The sequence below is a fragment of the Pseudomonas sp. TH32 genome, assembly GCF_016650855.1.
Classification (GTDB): Bacteria; Pseudomonadota; Gammaproteobacteria; order Pseudomonadales; family Pseudomonadaceae; genus Aquipseudomonas.
This window is the reverse complement of sequence record NZ_JAEKFA010000002.1, coordinates 2,100,884-2,117,837: the sequence shown is the minus strand read 5'-3', so window position 1 is coordinate 2,117,837 and position 16,954 is coordinate 2,100,884. Positions and strand designations below refer to the sequence as shown.

The 16,954-nt window shown below is 60.9% G+C and carries 16 protein-coding genes; 8 read left to right on the top strand and 8 right to left on the bottom strand.

Annotated features, from left to right (window positions below; all coding sequences use genetic code 11):
- Positions 1-15: 15 nt before the first annotated feature.
- A complete protein-coding gene (locus tag JFV30_RS13195) occupies positions 16-585 on the top strand; it encodes a GNAT family N-acetyltransferase (protein ID WP_201126183.1) in 570 nt (189 codons plus the stop codon).
- Positions 586-706: 121 nt separating this feature from the next.
- Here JFV30_RS13195 and JFV30_RS13190 read toward each other — a convergent pair whose 3' ends face one another.
- Positions 707-1,609 carry a LysR substrate-binding domain-containing protein gene (locus JFV30_RS13190; RefSeq protein ID WP_201124204.1) on the bottom strand — a complete coding sequence of 301 codons (903 nt, stop codon included), beginning with the start codon at positions 1,607-1,609 and terminating at the stop codon, positions 707-709.
- Positions 1,610-1,783: 174 nt separating this feature from the next.
- Between JFV30_RS13190 and gspG the strand changes: the two genes are divergently transcribed.
- Positions 1,784-2,212 (top strand): type II secretion system major pseudopilin GspG, encoded by a 429-nt coding sequence (gene gspG / locus JFV30_RS13185; RefSeq protein WP_201124202.1) that lies wholly within the window; start codon positions 1,784-1,786, stop codon positions 2,210-2,212.
- 4 nt (positions 2,213-2,216) lie between these two features.
- Here the strand turns inward: gspG and JFV30_RS13180 are convergent, their stop codons facing one another.
- Positions 2,217-2,453, bottom strand: coding sequence for a hypothetical protein (locus JFV30_RS13180; RefSeq protein ID WP_010171188.1), 237 nt, complete (start codon positions 2,451-2,453; stop codon positions 2,217-2,219).
- A 227-nt stretch (positions 2,454-2,680) separates the two neighbouring features.
- Between JFV30_RS13180 and JFV30_RS13175 the strand changes: the two genes are divergently transcribed.
- The gene (locus tag JFV30_RS13175) at positions 2,681-3,238 is read left to right on the top strand and encodes an NADPH-dependent FMN reductase (RefSeq protein ID WP_010171186.1); all 558 of its coding nucleotides are present in this window, start codon (positions 2,681-2,683) and stop codon (positions 3,236-3,238) included.
- A gap of 72 nt (positions 3,239-3,310) precedes the next feature.
- Here the strand turns inward: JFV30_RS13175 and poxB are convergent, their stop codons facing one another.
- Positions 3,311-5,035 (bottom strand): ubiquinone-dependent pyruvate dehydrogenase, encoded by a 1,725-nt coding sequence (gene poxB, locus JFV30_RS13170; RefSeq protein WP_201124199.1) that lies wholly within the window; start codon positions 5,033-5,035, stop codon positions 3,311-3,313.
- A 78-nt stretch (positions 5,036-5,113) separates the two neighbouring features.
- On the bottom strand, positions 5,114-6,346 hold the full coding sequence (locus tag JFV30_RS13165) for an NADH:flavin oxidoreductase/NADH oxidase family protein (RefSeq protein WP_201124196.1): 1,233 nt from the start codon (positions 6,344-6,346) through the stop codon (positions 5,114-5,116).
- 69 nt (positions 6,347-6,415) lie between these two features.
- Between JFV30_RS13165 and JFV30_RS13160 the strand changes: the two genes are divergently transcribed.
- On the top strand, positions 6,416-6,838 hold the full coding sequence (locus JFV30_RS13160; protein WP_201124194.1) for a MerR family transcriptional regulator: 423 nt from the start codon (positions 6,416-6,418) through the stop codon (positions 6,836-6,838).
- 33 nt (positions 6,839-6,871) lie between these two features.
- On the opposite strand, the gene acnB is transcribed toward JFV30_RS13160, so the two are convergent.
- Entirely contained in the window at positions 6,872-9,472 is a 2,601-nt protein-coding gene (acnB, locus tag JFV30_RS13155) for a bifunctional aconitate hydratase 2/2-methylisocitrate dehydratase (RefSeq protein ID WP_201126182.1), read from the bottom strand.
- A 394-nt stretch (positions 9,473-9,866) separates the two neighbouring features.
- On the opposite strand from acnB, the gene JFV30_RS13150 reads away from it, so the two are divergent.
- Complete coding sequence (locus tag JFV30_RS13150; protein ID WP_010171178.1) at positions 9,867-10,331, top strand: DUF1289 domain-containing protein; 465 nt, start codon at positions 9,867-9,869, stop codon at positions 10,329-10,331.
- Between the two features lie 773 nt (positions 10,332-11,104).
- Here JFV30_RS13150 and JFV30_RS13145 read toward each other — a convergent pair.
- Positions 11,105-11,965, bottom strand: a complete 861-nt coding sequence (locus JFV30_RS13145; protein ID WP_010171159.1) for a universal stress protein — start codon at positions 11,963-11,965, stop codon at positions 11,105-11,107.
- Positions 11,966-12,115: 150 nt separating this feature from the next.
- Between JFV30_RS13145 and miaE the strand changes: the two genes are divergently transcribed.
- Positions 12,116-12,718, top strand: coding sequence for a tRNA-(ms[2]io[6]A)-hydroxylase (gene miaE, locus JFV30_RS13140; protein ID WP_201124192.1), 603 nt, complete (start codon positions 12,116-12,118; stop codon positions 12,716-12,718).
- Here the strand turns inward: miaE and JFV30_RS13135 are convergent.
- Complete coding sequence (locus JFV30_RS13135) at positions 12,674-13,873, bottom strand: MFS transporter (RefSeq protein ID WP_201124190.1); 1,200 nt, start codon at positions 13,871-13,873, stop codon at positions 12,674-12,676. The two genes, miaE and JFV30_RS13135, sit on opposite strands and share 45 nt — an antisense overlap.
- 154 nt (positions 13,874-14,027) lie before the next feature.
- On the opposite strand from JFV30_RS13135, the gene JFV30_RS13130 reads away from it, so the two are divergent.
- Positions 14,028-14,735 carry a winged helix-turn-helix domain-containing protein gene (locus JFV30_RS13130; RefSeq protein WP_010171153.1) on the top strand — a complete coding sequence of 236 codons (708 nt, stop codon included), beginning with the start codon at positions 14,028-14,030 and terminating at the stop codon, positions 14,733-14,735.
- Positions 14,736-16,013: an ATP-binding protein gene (locus JFV30_RS13125; RefSeq protein WP_010171151.1), complete on the top strand. Its 1,278-nt coding sequence runs from the start codon at positions 14,736-14,738 to the stop codon at positions 16,011-16,013.
- A 132-nt stretch (positions 16,014-16,145) separates the two neighbouring features.
- Here JFV30_RS13125 and JFV30_RS13120 read toward each other — a convergent pair whose 3' ends face one another.
- Complete coding sequence (locus JFV30_RS13120; RefSeq protein ID WP_010171149.1) at positions 16,146-16,949, bottom strand: MipA/OmpV family protein; 804 nt, start codon at positions 16,947-16,949, stop codon at positions 16,146-16,148.
- Between the last annotated feature and the right edge of the window lie 5 nt (positions 16,950-16,954).

The window sequence follows — 16,954 nt, the reverse complement described above, 5'->3', positions numbered from 1 at the left end:
TTTATGCAAGCTGTGATGAACCCGAAGTACCCGGGCCTCAGTGTCCGGGTGGCTGACGAAGGATTTGACGCGTATGTGTGGGGTAACGACTTCAGCTTTGAGGTCAACGCCTACGGCATGCCGGAGATGGGCAAGCGCGTCGGTCAGTGGGCGGTGGAGCGCATCGTGCCGTACCGCAAATGCTATGGCATCGACCCCGAGGAATTCGCCAGCTTCCGTGACGCGGCCGACAGTGCGGTGTTCATGGCGTACCTGGATGACCGGCCCGTGGGGCATATCGTGGTCAGCACCAACTGGAACGGCTTTGCCCATGTGGACGAACTGGCAGTGGTATTGCCCGCGCGGCGCCACGGGGTGGCCAAGGCGTTGCTCGACGTGGCGCAGTTCTGGAGCCGCAAGAAGAACCTGCCGGGGATGATGCTGGAGACCCAGAACAACAACCTCGGTGCCTGCCGGTTGTACGAGCGCTGTGGGTACGTGATGGGCGGAATCGACCACCTGCGCTATCGCGGGATTGATCCGCAGACGCGCGAGGTGGCGATTTTCTGGTATCGGGTGTTCAAATCGGAATTGGAGGCGGTCTGAAGCCGGGCGCTGATTCAGTGTGGGAGCTGGCTTGCCTGCGATAGCATCACCTCAGTGTTACTGATACACCGCAGTGTCCGCATCGCAGGCAAGCCAGCTCCCACATTTTTATCTCTGTTGGTCAGGAGAGTGTGTTTGTCAGCAGGCTTTCGGCCTTCTCGGTGACAATCTCCAGCAGCGCATTCAAGGCGGGCGACGCCTCACGGCCTTCCAGCGTCAACGCATACAAGGTCACCCCGATCGGGGGTGACAACGGGCAAGCATCCAGCCCGGCTTCCCGTGCACCGGTGGCGGTGAACGGGTCGACAATCGCCAGACCTTCCCCGGCTTCAACCATGCTGCGCATCATCTGGTAGGTCTGCACCCGTGTCTGCACCACTGGCAGCGGGCGCAGGGCTTGCAGCTTGCTGTCCAGCAGGCGGCTCAGCGGGTCCTGGCCTTCCAGCCCGATCATCGACTGCCCGGCCAACTCCTGCAGTGCAATGTACTTCTGCCGCGGTTTCAGCCAGCCATGGGGCGCGAGCAATTGCAGCTTGCCGTGGGCCAGTGGCGTGCTGTGGATTTGCGGGTGTTCTGGGTCGTGCAGGCTCAGGCCGACGTCCGCTTCGTGCAGCAGCAGGCTCTTGACGATATCCCGGGTGGAGTGGCTGGACAGGTTGCACGGCGTGTCTTGAAAGCGTCGGCGCAGCACGGCGATCGCCTGGGGCAACAATTGATTGGCCAGGGGCGGGGTGCACAGCGCGCGCAAGGGCGGGGCATGATGGTGCTTCAGGCTGCTGGCCAGGCGCTGCACCGGCTCAAGGGCGGCGTAGAGGTGGGCGATCTGGCCCTGCAGTTCGAGGGTTTCCCGGGTGGCCTGCAAGCGTCCGCGCACGCTGGCGAACAGCATGAAGCCCAGTTGCAGCTCGGCATCCTTGAGCGTCGCCTCCACATCGGCCACGGGGAGTTGCAACCATTCGGCGGCGGTGCCGAGGTGTCCGGTCTGCAAAATCGCTTGAATGACTTCGATATGACGTAAACGCATGGCCGGAGTCTATGTTCAGTGCGACGTGGATTCAATGGCTTGGGCCCGGGCGTGGAAAAAGACCCGGCGCGGGAACGACCCAACTAGACTTGCACGATCAAGCCCCTGGCGCCTGCAACCAACAGGTCATACAAAGGGCGTATCAACCCAAGGACTCAAGGGGGAGCCTTATCGATGCTCGGTAAAACAGACACGCGCGGGTTTTCGTTGTGGGACCTGCTGGTGGTGGTGCTGGTGGTCGGCGTGCTGGCGATTGCGGTGGGGCCGCGGCTCTTTGGCGACGTGACCCAGGCGGAAATCGCCACGGCCAAGGTCCAGCTGAATGCGCTGGGCAAGGCGGTGGAGCAGTTTCACCAGGATGTGGGGCGGTATCCAACGGATGACGAGGGCCTGGCTGTGTTGATGGTCAAGCCGGAGGGTGAAGCGAAGTGGAAGGGGCCCTATGTGCAGAGCGAGGACACGTTGAGTGACCCTTGGGGCGTTGCCTATCAGTACCACTATCCTCCCAGCCAGACCAACACCCACTTTGATCTGTTCTCGTTCGGCAAGGACCGAACACTGGGAGGCGTCGGCGATAATGTGGATATCGCCTATGGGGAATAAGGTCTTATGAAGCGTGGGTCGTTGCGGATTCGCGGGTGATGATGGTGCCCGACTGAATCAATCTGAATTCATCGCCGTCCAGTTTTTCTACACGATCGCCAATGGCCAGCTTGTAGGTAATGGTGGGCGCCGAGCCAGTCAGGTCGCCTTGGGGCGGGTTGGATTCCTGGAACTCATGCACCGAATAAACGCGACCTTCCGCGTCTCTGGCATGGAACTGTCCGACAAGTACTGCTGCCATCTGTTTAGAACCTCTGGAGATAAACACTCGATTTGCGGTTCTGTAGACCGTAGGAGAGCGGGGTAGTTTACCTATTGAAAAAAATACTATTCGTTGACTTTTTCAGACATTACTTACAAATCCATCTGCGGTGCGAACGTCCCTGGAGATTGCAAGAACACGCTGGTGATAGCGCCGCGCAGGCTCTATAACTACAAGCTCCTTAAGTCAGAAACCGGGAAACCCCAATGAGCAAGGTCTACACGATTGCCGTACTGGTCGGCAGCTTGAGAAAAGAGTCGATCAACCGCAAGGTCGCCCTGGCATTGGCCGAGTTGGCGCCCGCCAATCTCACGTTGAACATTGTCGAAATTGGCGATTTGCCGCTCTACAACGAGGACATCGACGGTGCTGCACCGCCGGCAGCCTACAGTACTTTCCGCCAGCACGTGCGGTCATCCGACGCGGTGCTGTTTGTGACCCCCGAATACAACCGCTCCGTACCGGGTGTATTGAAGAATGCGATTGACGTCGGTTCGCGCCCTTACGGCCAAAGTGTTTTCAGTGGCAAGCCGGGTGCGGTGATCAGTGTGTCCCCCGGTGCCATCGGCGGTTTTGGGGCCAATCACCATTTGCGCCAGTCGCTGGTGTTCCTCGATGTGCCATGCATGCAGCAGCCGGAAGCCTACCTGGGCGGTGCGGGCAGCGTGTTCGACGAGTCGGGCAAGGTCTCGGAAAAGACCAAGCCGTTTTTGCAGGCGTTTATCGACGCCTATGGCAAGTGGGTGGAAAAACAGCACGGCTGACAGGTCGCACGAAAAAAGACCCCGCTTTTTAGGCGGGGTCTTTTTTGTCAGCGGTCAGCCGCTATGGCGCTATCAACGCAACCAGTTGGTCCGCGCCAACTCGATCACTTCATCACCGCGCCCGCTCATCACCGCCTTGAGCATGTACAGGCTGAAGCCCTTGGCCTGTTCCAGCTTGATGCTCGGTGGCATCACCAGTTCCTGGGTGGCGGTGACCACGTCCACCAGCACCGGGCCGTCGTGGGCCAGGGCGCGGCGCAGGGCAGGTTCGAGGTCTTCGGACTGCTCGACCCGAATACCGAGGATGCCCATGGCGTTGGACATGGCGGCAAAGTCCGGATTCTTCAGCTCGGTGCCGGTATCCAGGTAGCCGGCAGCCTTCATCTCCATGGCGACAAATCCCAGGGACGAGTTGTTGAACACCACGAGTTTCACCGGCAGGTTCAACTGCGCCAGGCTGATGAAGTCGCCCATCAACATGGTGAAGCCACCGTCGCCGGACATGGAAATCACCTGGCGCCCGGGAAATGCCGCTTGCGCGCCGATGGCCTGGGGCATGGCGTTGGCCATCGAGCCGTGGTTGAACGAGCCGATCAGCCGGCGCTTGCCATTCATTTTCAGGTAGCGCGCCGCCCATACCGTAGGCGAGCCAACGTCAGCGGTGAAGATTGCGTCGTCGTCCGCCAGTTCGCTGAGCAGGCGCGCAACGTATTGCGGGTGGATCGGACGGCCGGCCTTTGACGGTTCAGCCAGGTCATCCAGGCCCTGGCGCGCTTTCTCGTAATGCTTGAGCGAGGTTTCGAGGAAGCTGCGATCGGTCTTGCGGTTCAGGCGCGGCAGCAGCGCCTGGATGGTCTCGCTGACGTCAGCTGCAATGCCCAGGTCCAGGGTGGCACGCCGGCCCAGTGCCTGCGGGTTGCGGTCGACCTGGATGATCTTCGCGTCGGTGGGGTAGAACTGGCGGTACGGAAAGTCGGTGCCGAGCATGATCAGCGTGTCGCAGTTGAGCATGGCGTGGTAGCCGGAGCTGAAGCCGATCAGGCCGGTCATGCCGACGTCGAACGGGTTGTCCCACTCCACGTGCTCCTTGCCGCGCAGGGCATGCACCACAGGCGCACCGAGGGCGTCGGCCAGGGCCACCACCTCATCGTGGGCGCCGGCACAGCCACTGCCGCACAGCAGGGTGACTTTGCCGCTGTGTTCCAGGATGTCGGTGAGGCGTTGCAGGTCCTGTTCCGCCGGCAGCGTACGTGGCGCGAGCAGGGCCGGCCACGGCTTGAAGGTGTCTTCCACTTCCAGCAGCGACACATCACCCGGAATCACTACCACTGCCACGCCACGATTGAGGATCGCCGAGCGCATGGCGCGGTGCAGCACGTGGGGCATCTGTTCGGGGTTGGTCACCAGCTCGATAAAGTGGCTGCATTCCTTGAACAGCTCCTGGGGATGGGTTTCCTGAAAGTAGTTCAGGCCGATCTCGGAGGAGGGGATCTGCGCCGCGATGGCCAGCACCGGCACATGGTTGCGATGGCAGTCGAACAGGCCGTTGATCAAATGCAGGTTGCCGGGGCCGCAACTGCCGGCACACACCGTCAGCTCGCCGGTGGCCGCGGCTTCGGCACCGGCGGCAAACGCGGCCACTTCTTCGTGGCGCACGTGCATCCACTCGATGCTGTCCATGGTGCGCAGGGAGTCGGTCAGGCCGTTGAGGCTGTCGCCGGTCAGGCCCCAGATGCGCTTGATGCCCGCCTGTTCAAGGGTGGTCGCCAATTGCTGGGCCAGGGTGATTTTCGCCATGAAGAACTCCAATCGTCAGTGAGGGTAAAAAGCTGCTGATCAGTAGAGGACAGTTCCATGGCGCTGAATGCTCCCCGGTTAATGTGAAGAATTGGTCATCGCGGCGCGATATTGGCGGGTGCGCCGGGCGATAAACAGTTGGTCCTTGATCAACGCCAGCAGTGGCGCCACGCCGGGTTTGGGCTGGCGGCCACGGCTCAGGCGGCGTAGCTGATAGCGCACCACCGCCATGCTCGCCAGGCTGGCCAGGGGTTTGCGTTTCCAGCGGATCGGCGGCAGTTGCGGGTTGAGGTCACGGCCTGCGCGCCATTGCTTGATCAGGTGCGGTTCCAGGGTCAGGGCGGTGGCGATCCCGGCCATGGCGATGCCGCTGTCGAGTACTTGCTGGACGATGGGCAAGCGCCGGATCCCGCCGGTGACCATCACTGGCATGCGGGCGACTTGCGCCAGGTCGCTGGCCATCTCGATGAAATACGCTTCGCGGGCCAGGGTGCGCCCATCGCGGGCTTCGCCTTGCATGGCCGGGGCTTCGTAGCTGCCGCCGGACAGCTCCAGCAGGTCGATGGCCAGCGGGTTGAGCAGTTCGACCACGGCGCGGGCGTCGGCGGCGTCAAAGCCACCGCGCTGGAAGTCGGCGGAGTTGAGTTTCACGGCCACGCAGAAATCAGCGCTCACGGCGGCGCGCACGGCCTTGATCACCTCCAGCAGGAGTCGTGCACGGTTTTCCACGCAGCCGCCCCAGCGGTCTGTGCGCTGGTTGCTCAAGGGTGAGAGAAACTGGCTGAGCAGGTAGCCGTGGGCCGCATGAACCTGGGCACCGCTGAAGCCGGCTTTTTCCGCCAGGCGTGCACTGGTAGCGAAGCGCGTGACGACGTCCTGGATATCCTCCTCGGTCATCGCCTTGGGCTGGGCGAACATCTTCGAGAAGCCACCCAGGTCCAGAGGCACCGCCGAAGGCGCGAGTGCCTGCTGGCCGAGGTTGGCCATGGTCTGGCGGCCCGGGTGGTTGAGCTGCACCCAGAACTGCGCGCCCTTGGCCCGGCCAATGGTGGCCCACCGGCGGAACGCGTCCAGGTGGCGTTCGTCTTCCAGCACCACACCACCGGGGCCGGTCATGGCTCGGCGGTCGATCATCACGTTGCCGGTCAGGATCAGGCCGGGTTCGCCCTCGGCCCAGGCTTGATACAGGCGCATCAGGGCCTCGGAAGGCGCCTGGTCGGCATCGGCCATGTTCTCTTCCATCGCCGCCTTGGCGATGCGGTTACTGACGACTTGGCCGTTGGGCAATTGCAATGCTTCAAAGGGCGACATGCTTGACTCCTCACAATGGGAGCGCTCAGGCTAAGCTTAAAGGTAACTTTAAGGTCAATGGGGTGGGCGATGAATATCGGTGAACTGGCGGACCGCAGTGGCTTGGCAGCCTCGAAGATTCGTTTTTACGAAGCCCAGGGGCTGATCCAGGTCGAGCGGCAAGGCAATGGCTATCGCCGTTATCCCACGCAGACGTTGCAGACGCTGCAATTGATCCAGGGCGCTCAGCGGGCGGGTTTCAGCTTGCAGGAGTTGAAGGCGCTGATGCCGGACGATTCGCCGAGCGAGGCCAAGCGCGCCGATATCGTGTTGAGGCTGGAACGCAGGATTGCGCAGATAGAAGAGCTGCAGGCCCGTATGGACCAGAGCAAGGCCGAGTTGCGGGCGGTGATCGCCACGATCCAGTCGCACCCGGAAGGCACGCCGTGCACCCAGGCGCAGGACAAGGTCTGGGCCTCAATCGAGGCGCATAAAAAAACGCCGCGCATCTGACGATACGCGGCGTTCGTTTACAGCAACAAAACCTTAGGCTTGAACCACAGGGATGTTGGCGCTTGCAGCAATTTCACGGAACTCGGCGATCTGGTCAAAACTCAGGTAGCGATACACGTCGCTGGCCATGGTGTTGATCTTCGCGGCGTATTCCATGTACTCCTCGACGGTCGGCAGGCGACCCAGGATGGAAGCCACCGACGCCAGCTCGGCCGAAGCCAGGTAGACGTTCGCGCCGTCACCCAGGCGGTTCGGGAAGTTACGGGTCGACGTCGACACAACCGTCGAGTTCGGCTCTACACGTGCCTGGTTACCCATGCACAGCGAGCAGCCCGGCATTTCCATGCGCGCGCCAGCCTTGCCGTAGATGCCGTAGTAGCCTTCTTCGGTAAGTTGGTGAGCGTCCATCTTGGTCGGTGGCGACAGCCACAGACGGGTAGGCAGCTGACCCTTGACCTGATCCAGCAGTTTACCGGCAGCGCGGAAGTGACCGATGTTGGTCATGCACGAACCGATGAACACTTCGTCGATCTTCTCGCCTTGTACCGACGACAGCAGACGGGCGTCATCCGGATCGTTTGGCGCGCAGAGCACAGGCTCTTTGATGTCTGCCAGGTCGATTTCGATGATTTCAGCGTATTCGGCGTCAGCATCGGCAACCATCAGCTCAGGGTTGGCAACCCAGGCTTCCATCGCTTGGGCACGACGTTCCAGGGTACGCGCATCGCCGTAGCCTTCACCGATCATCCAGCGCAGCAGGGTGATGTTGGAGTTCAGGTACTCGGTGATGGACTCTTTCGACAGCTTGATGGTGCAACCGGCAGCCGAACGTTCAGCCGAGGCGTCGGACAGCTCGAAGGCTTGTTCGATGCTCAGGTTGTCCAGGCCTTCGATTTCCAGGATGCGGCCGGAGAAGGCGTTCTTCTTGCCTTTCTTCTCTACGGTCAGCAGGCCAGCCTGGATCGCGTAGTAAGGAATGGCGTGAACCAGGTCACGCAGGGTGATACCAGGCTGCATTTCGCCTTTGAAGCGCACCAGGATCGATTCCGGCATGTCCAGTGGCATCACGCCAGTGGCTGCGGCAAACGCTACCAGGCCGGAACCGGCCGGGAACGAAATGCCCATTGGGAAACGGGTGTGGGAGTCACCACCGGTACCGACGGTGTCCGGCAGCAGCATGCGGTTCAGCCAGCTGTGGATGATGCCGTCGCCTGGACGCAGCGATACACCGCCACGGGTCATGATGAAGTCAGGCAGGGTGTGGTGGGTGGTCACGTCGATCGGCTTTGGATAGGCCGCGGTGTGGCAGAACGACTGCATTACCAGATCGGTCGAGAAGCCCAGGCACGCCAGGTCTTTCAGTTCGTCACGGGTCATAGGACCGGTGGTGTCCTGGGAACCCACGGTGGTCATCTTCGGTTCGCAGTAGGTGCCTGGACGAACGCCAGCCACGCCGCACGCCTTGCCGACCATTTTCTGCGCCAGGGTGTAGCCCTTGTCGCTTTCAGCCGGAGCTTCCGGCAGTTTGAACAGGGTCGAAGGTGGCAGACCCAGCTCAACGCGAGCCTTTTCGGTCAGGCCACGGCCGATGATCAGCGGAATACGACCGCCGGCACGGACTTCGTCCAACAGGACCGGGGTCTTCATTTCGAAGGTGGTCAGGACTTCATCGCTGTTGTGCTTGGTGACTTTGCCAGCATGCGGGTACAGGTCGATCACGTCGCCCATGTTCATGTTGGTGACGTCGAACTCGATTGGCAGTGCGCCGGCATCTTCCATGGTGTTGTAGAAGATCGGAGCGATCTTGCTGCCGAAGCAGAAACCGCCAGCGCGCTTGTTCGGCACGTAAGGAACGTCGTCGCCGAAGAACCACAGCACCGAGTTGGTGGCCGATTTACGCGACGAACCGGTACCGACCACGTCACCGACGTAGGCGATCGGGAAGCCTTGGCCGCGCATTTCTTCGATCTGCTTCATCGGGCCGGTCTTGCCTTGCTCATCCGGCACGATGCCTTCACGGGCCATTTTCAGCATGGCCAGGGCGTGCAGCGGGATGTCAGGACGGGACCAGGCGTCCGGGGCAGGGGACAGGTCGTCGGTGTTGGTTTCGCCGGTGACCTTGAACACGCGCAGGCTGATCTTGTCGGCCAGGGTCGGGCGGTTCTTGAACCACTCGCCGTCGGCCCAGGACTGGATCACGGCTTTGGCGTGTTCGTTGCCGTTCTTGGCTTTTTCCGCGACGTCGTGGAACGCATCGAACATCAACAGGGTGTGCTTGAGTTGGGCGGCAGCGACGGGCGCGAGTTCGGCGTCGTCCAGCAGCTCGACCAGGGTCACGATGTTGTAGCCGCCTTGCATGGTGCCGAGCAGTTCAACAGCGCGTTTCTTGTCGATCAGGGGAGAAGTGGCTTCGCCCTTGGCCAGGGCAGACAGGAAACCGGCCTTGACGTAGGCAGCTTCGTCAACGCCTGGTGGAATGCGGTTGGTGATCAGGTCAACGAGGAATTCTTCTTCGCCAGCCGGGGGATTTTTCAGCAGCTCGACCAGGCCTGCGGTTTGTTCGGCATTAAGCGGCTGGGGAACGATACCCAGGGCTGCACGCTCTTCGATATGTTTGCGGTAGGCTTCAAGCACAGTTATTACCCTCATCAGTGGTCCCACGGGACGCTCATCCAGAAATGCACGGCACGCATGCGCTCGGGGGCTTTTTGGGCCGTAGAGCCAGCGCTGCCGGCAATCCTCACAGAAGCTGCTTTCAAAGTTTTACGCCTGCAGAACGGAGCTGATGAGGGTTGGCGCTGGCTATTTACCGGGTAAATAACCATCGCCAACACCGTTCTTTAGGAACGACTGTGCTCGTGACGCTTTGAAAACAGCTTCCAACGGATTATTGGCGCCTTACAAGGCCGGGTGATTCTACGGCAAAAAATTTCTAAACGTAAGTTGCCGCGCCAAGTTTGCAGGGTGATGAACCTTAGACAAAGGGCTAACATGTGCAACTGTTTCGCTGATTTGTGCGTTGTCGACCATGTCCAACCAAACCATCAAGACCCCCTGCGTAGGCCTGTGCTCCACGGTTTACGGCGATCTTGTGTGCCGGGGGTGTAAGCGGTTTCACCATGAGGTGATTCAGTGGAACGGGTATAACGAGGAAGAAAAACGTGCGGTTTGGCTGAGGCTGGAGCAGTTGTTGGTGCAGGTGATGGCGGGGAAGGTTGAGGTGTTTGACCCCAAAATGCTTCGGGGGCAGCTTGAACAGCGCAAGATTCGGTTTGTGCCGCATCAGTCGGAGTACTGCTGGGCCTATCAGTTGATTGCCCGGGGGGCGCGGGTGATCAGCAATCTTGAGGCTTACGGGATGGTGTTGATGCCGGAATTTCGGGAGTGGGGGTTGCCTGAGTTGCGGGATGCCATTGATCGGGAGTTTTTTATTTTGTCTGAGGCGCATTATCAGCGGTATATCGCGCCGGGGTTTCTCAGGGATGCCTTGTGATTGAGTACATATCCGTTATTCGGGTAACGGCCACCTATGGTTTCGCTCTTACAGCGACTCACTTTGGAAAAGCCGGAATGCCGGCCCAGCCCAAAGTAAGCAAAGGGCTCTGCCCCGCCTGTCGGCACCTCGCCTAGGCTCGGTGTTCCCTCACTCCGGCATTGCTCCGCGGGCCGCCGCGACGGGGCGTCCCTGCCCCGTCGCGGCTAAACCGGCGTCCTGCCGGTTTACCCGCTCCTCAATCCCTGCGTTCGGCCTCGGGCTTATTGGGGCAGTCAGAGCCAGATCAAGATCAAAAGCAAGAGCACAGCGGCCTACAGGCCGGCTTGAGTGGTAGAAGCCAGATCAAAAGCCAAAGCGAAAGCCAAATCTGAAACTGCTGCAGGTCTGCTTTTCTGTGGGAGCTGGCTTGCCTGCGATGCAGACACCTCGGTTTTTCAGGTGCTCCGAGGCGAGGCCATCGCAGGCAAGCCAGCTCCCACATTTGACCGTGCCCGCTCTGGCTTTAGATTTTGATTTTGCCTTTGCTTCACACCACTCAAGCCGGCCTGTAGGCCGCTGTGCTGTTGATCTGCTTTTGATCTTGATCTTAGGCGCCCCGTTAAACCACGCTCCAAAGCCGGAGTGAGGGCACACCGAGCCTAGGCGAGGTGCCGAGTGGTGGGGCAAGAGCCTTTTGGTTACTTTTGGGCTCCTTTCAAAAGTGACCCGCTGTAAGAGCGGAACCCATCGAAGCCATCACCCAAAAAACGGATATGCCCCCCCAAAAAGCCTCACCCATTAGCCAGCTCTTCCAGATGATCCATCAACTCCTGCGGCTTAAGCACCAACACATCACTGTCCACCGCATCCAGCACCACCTCCGCCGTATTCCCGATCAACGCCCCGGAAATCCCGGTCCGCGCCACCGTACCAATAATGGTTACCGCCGCCTGCCACTTGTGCGCCGCATGAGGAATCAACACATCCGCCGGCCCTTCCTCGATATGCAGGTGGGTGTCATCAATATCAAACTCCGCCTGAAACGCCTTGCACTGCTCACGATACCGCGCCTCGATCGTCTCCTTGAGCTGAAACACCGGATCCGCCGCCGACAGCATCGGCGAAGGATGCGCACTGATCACATGCAACTGCGCCTTGGCCAGGCTGGCGATATCAAACCCGTGATCAATGATCGAATTATGCAGAGCCTGGTGCTCGGCATCGGAATTCCCCACGTCGATGGCCGCCAAAATCACCCCGCCTGCCCACGGCCTGGAGGTTTTCACCAGCAGAACGGGCGTAGGGCAGTAACGCATCAGCTTCCAGTCCGCCGGCGTCAACAGTGCTTTTTTCAGCGGGCTGTCAGCAAAGTGCTGCTTGACCACCAACCCACAACCCTCGGCCTGCTGCACGTCGATGATGGTTTCATGCAAGCTGTCATTCCACGCCTGTTCGGTGGTGACGCTGTAGCCATCCTCCTGCAAACCCGCCTTGAGCAGGCTCAACATCGCCGAATGCTCGTGCTTTTTGTCGCACACCAGCAAATGCAGGTGCGCCCCCGTTACCCCGGCAATCAGCTTGGCGCGCTTGAGGGCCAGGCTCTCCGAATGCTCGGGCTCGATGACCACCAGGATGCTGCGGATGGCTTGCATGATCGGGTTCTCCAAAAAGGTGGGCGTGGAACAACTATAGTTGCTGCCCGGCACACGTCATGTTGATGCACATCAAGCCCGGTGGCTGGCGGTCTGCGGCGTGGTCGGTATAATCGCGGCCCTTTTTGTGATTCTTTGCCCGTGAGCCCGATGAACCTGCCAGAAATCCACGAATTCCTCGGTTGCCGCACCCCCGACGGCTGGGTCCAGGCCGCGTTGGCCGACCAGGAAACCTTGCTGATCGACCACAAGAACTGTGAATTCAAGGCCGCCAGCACCGCCTTGAGCCTGATCGCCAAGTACCATTCCCATGTCGACCTGATCAACCTGATGTCGCGCCTGGCCCGTGAAGAACTGGTGCACCATGAGCAAGTCATGCGCCTGATGAAGAAACGCAAGATCGAGCTGCGCCAGTTGTCTGCCGGCCGCTACGCGTCGGGTTTGCGCAAAGTGGTGCGCAGCCATGAACCGGTCAAACTGGTGGACACCCTGGTGGTCGGTGCGTTTATCGAAGCCCGCAGCTGCGAGCGTTTCGAAGCACTGGTGCCGTATTTGGACGAAGAACTCGGCAAGTTTTACTTCGGCCTGCTGAAAAGCGAGGCCCGGCATTTCCAGGGTTACCTGAAACTGGCTTACCAGTACGGCGATGCCAAGGACATTGCCCAGGTCATCGACCGGGTGCGCGCCGCCGAGCAGGAGCTGATCGAGTCACCGGACGTCGAGTTCCGCTTTCACAGTGGCGTGCCAGCCTGACGCAACCGCTGCACCGATCAACGCGGTGATCCCGGCCAGCAGCAGGATCACCGTCTGCGTCCCCAGCGGCGCCGCCAGCAGCGCAATCAACAACCCGGCCACTGGCTGCGAGAGGTTGTTGAGCAAGGTCAATACACCCACCGTCTTGCCAAAGTCCCGGACCGGGATCACCCGTTGGCGGGTGCTGCGGATGTATACGTTGAACATCTTGTCGAAACCGGTCACCAGCAGGAAGCCCAGGCTGTACGCCCATATATTCGGGCTGATGGCGGTGATCAGCGCCCCCACGGCAATCATCGAATACGACAAGCCGCCCAGTACCTTCAGCGGCAGCGACGCACGCGCCAGGTAGAACAGAATGACAATGGTCACCACCGCGCCCGCCGCCTGCAATCCGGCGTAGGTGTCTTTGCCGGCGGCGTATTGGCCGATGACCATCGCGGCTGAGGTCGCCAGGGTCACGCCGATGATCAGGTTGACGCCCACCGCCAGGGCAATGATCTTTTTCAGCTCCGGCAGGTCGCGGATATGCCCGAAGGCGATACGCAGCGGTTGCAGCCAGATGTCATTGTGTTGCTCGAAAGTCTCCAGATTGACGGTGGTGTTGCGTTGCCAGATGCGCATGGCCAGGTCTGCCAGCAGGAACAATCCGGCGATGCCCATGACCAGCCAGTGCCACGCCCACACCTCCAGCATCAGCGCCGCCACCAGGGGGCCCAGCACCAGCCCGGTCTGGTCGGCAATCTGCGAATAGGACAAGGTCTTGGCATAGCTGTAATGCTTGAAGATATGCGGCAGCAACACTTCCCGGGCCATGATGCCCTGGGTGGTCAACACGCCGCACAGGGCCGAAAGGATGACGATCCAGTAAATCCCGTCGAACATTCCGTACAGCAGCACCGCCGCCACACAGGCCAGTGCCCGGTAAACCTGGCTGATATGCAGGATGCGCACGGCGGGATATTTGTCGCACAACGCCCCGCACACCGGGAACGACAGGTAACGCGGCAAAGATTCAACGAAAAACGCGAGGCCGGCCCAGGACACACTGTTGGTGGTCTGGAACACGATCAACGGCACGATGAACAACAGAATCTGGTCAGCGAGGCGGGACAGGAACAACGACATGAAGAACGCCAGGTAATCCTTGCGCATACAACTCCCGGTGATGGCGTTAAAGATTGCAGGCTATTTGTTAAAAACTCTTAAAAGCATGAAGCTTCGTCGGCCAGTGATGGCCAGCTGCTTTAGTTGACCAGCTTGCCACCTATAATGCGCACACTTCAATCCGCGCGTGCACTGGAAATTTATGGATAACTTGGGTCTCGGCAAGGTCTTGCTCGTGGAGGACGATCAGAAGCTGGCAGGGCTGATCGCCCATTTCCTGTCCCAGCATGGCTTCGAGGTGTTGGCGGTGCACCGGGGCGACCTCGCCCTGGCGGCTTTCCTGGAGTTCAAGCCCAAGATCGTCGTGCTCGACCTGATGCTGCCGGGCCAGAGCGGCCTGCATGTGTGCCGCGAAATTCGTAACGTGTCCGACACGCCTATCGTGATCCTTACCGCCAAGGAAGACGACCTGGACCATATCCTCGGCCTGGAGTCCGGCGCCGACGACTACGTGATCAAACCGATCAAGCCGCCGGTGCTGCTGGCCCGCCTGCGTGCCCTGCAACGCCGCCAGACCCCGGAACCCACCGTGCGCGGCTCCCTTGAGTTCGGCCGGTTGGCCATCGACCGCAGTTGCCGGGTAGTCAGCCTGGGCGGCGAGAAGATCGACCTCACCACCATGGAGTTCGAACTGTTGTGGTTGCTGGCAAGCTCTGCCGGGAAAATCCTCTCCCGCGATGACATTCTCAACCGCATGCGCGGGATCGCCTTCGACGGGCTCAACCGCAGCGTCGACGTGTACATCAGCAAGCTGCGCGGCAAGCTCAATGACAACCCCCGGGAACCGGTGTGCATCAAGACCATCTGGGGCAAGGGCTACCTGTTCAATCCGTTTGCGTGGGAGGTCTAGATGTTACGGCTGTTTCTGCGTCTGTATATCATCCTGGCCATCGGCCTGGCCGGGGCAATCTGGCTGGTGAACTACACCTTCGACGAGCTGCTGCCGGAGGCCAACGAAACCTACAACCGCGAAGCCCTGCGCGGCCCGGCGTATGGGCTGGTGGAGCAATTGCGCCCGGTGAAAGGGGACGCCAGGGCCGCACGCCTGGCCGAACTGCAACCGCACTATGGGCTGCGCCTGGCGCTGGTACAGCGTGACCAACTGGCGATGACCGAGCGTGAGAAACAGCTGCTGGCCGCCGGGCAGTTGTTGGTGCGGGGGGACTTCATGGAGTTCCTGGTCGACATCGATGGCGGCCCGCAAATGCTCGAAATCAAACTGCCGGAAGAACCCAAGTGGCTGTACATGTGGGCGTATGGCTTCCTGGGCCTGTGCCTGGCGATCGTCCTGTATTTCTGGGTTCGGCCCCATTGGCGCGACCTGGAGCACATCCGCCTGGCGGCGCAACGTTTCGGCGACAACGACCTCGGCTCACGGATCCTGCTGCCGCGCCGCTCCACGGTGCGCGAGCTGGCGGGGCACTTCAACCAGATGGCTGAGCGCATCGAAAGCCTGATCGCCAATCAGCGCGAGTTGACCAACGCGGTCTCCCACGAGCTGCGCACGCCGATCGCGCGGTTGTCGTTTGAACTGGACCAGCTCAAGCAACAGGCCGACCCACGGCAAAGCCGCGCGCTGATCGAGGACATGTACGCCGACCTCGGCGAGCTGGAAGAAATGGTCTCGGAGCTGTTGACCTACGCCAGCCTGGAGCGTGGCGCCACGCAGATCACCCGGGAAAGCATCGAGGCCCACAGCTGGCTCGACAGCGTGATTGGCAGCGTCGCTCTGGAGGCCGAGGCGGAAGGGGTGCAGTTGCTGCTGCGCACCTGCGAAGTCGACTACATCCGCATCGAGCCGCGCTTTATGGCGCGGGCGGTGATCAACCTGTTGCGCAATGCGATTCGCTACGCCGACCGGCGCGTGGAAGTGTCACTGGTAAAGTTTGGTGCCGGCTATGAAGTGCGGGTGAATGACGACGGCCCGGGCGTGCCGGTGGAAGGGCGGGCGAAGATTTTCGAACCGTTCCTGCGCCTCGATGCCAGCCGCGACCGCCGCACCGGCGGCTTCGGCCTGGGCCTGGCACTGGTGCAGCGCGTGTGCCAGTGGCATGGCGGGCAGGTTGAAGTGCTGGACTCGGAGTGGGGCGGGGCGTCGTTCCGGATGACGTGGGCGTATGTCGAGTAACGAGCGAGGAACGATGGAGATCAGATGTGGGAGCTGGCTTGCCTGCGATAGCATCACCTGTGTCTCACTGAAAGACCGAGGTGCCTGCATCGCAGGCAAGCCAGCTCCCACATTTTTGATTGGGTTACCCAATTAGAAGGTGTACTCGACCATCCCCATCACCGACGTCTGCAAGCGTCTCTCCACAATCGGGCTTTGGCCGGCCTTGTCGGCCAGGTACTGCACATCCAGCAACGTCGAGAACTTGGTGTGCTCGCTGATCGGCAAGCTCCACACCACATTCATGCCGTTGCTGATATTGCCACCGCTGGCCTTGTAGGCCTTGAAGCGACTCTGCGCGGCCTGGCCGGTGGTGACGCCGTACCAGGTCTGCATGTAGTTGCTGTCGCCAAAATGGCTGCTGAGGCTGGCGTCCAGCGAACCGTAGTCGCCGTCATACAGGTTGGTGCCCAGGCTCAGTTCCAGATGGGTGAAGGCCTTGCCGGAATCCTTGTGATCGTCCTCCTTCAGCGCATGTTCCAGGGTCGCGCCGATAATCACCCCGCCCAGGTTATAGCTGCCACTGACACCCACCTGGGCGCGGGTCTTGATCTCGCCCATGCCCTTGAGTTTCTTCGAGCCCGGCCGGCCGCTTTTGCTCTCGTCCTTGCGTGAGCTGCTGGCGCCGACGTAGGCGCTGAAGCTCGCGCCGCCGCCGTCATACCCCCAGCCCAGGCCCTTGTCGGTGTCGAGGAAAATCCCCCACGGGCTGACGATGGCCGCCCCCAGCACCGGCGCGGTCACCCGCTCGTCGCTGCCGCTGTAGCGGGGCAGGTTGGCGACGCCGGCCTTGAGGGTGTATTCCCAATCTTCGGCCCGCAGGGTGTCGGCGCTGGCCAGCAGGCACAGCGACGTCAGGGACAGGCACAGGGGTTTTGAACGCAGGAGGGTCTTCATGTGAG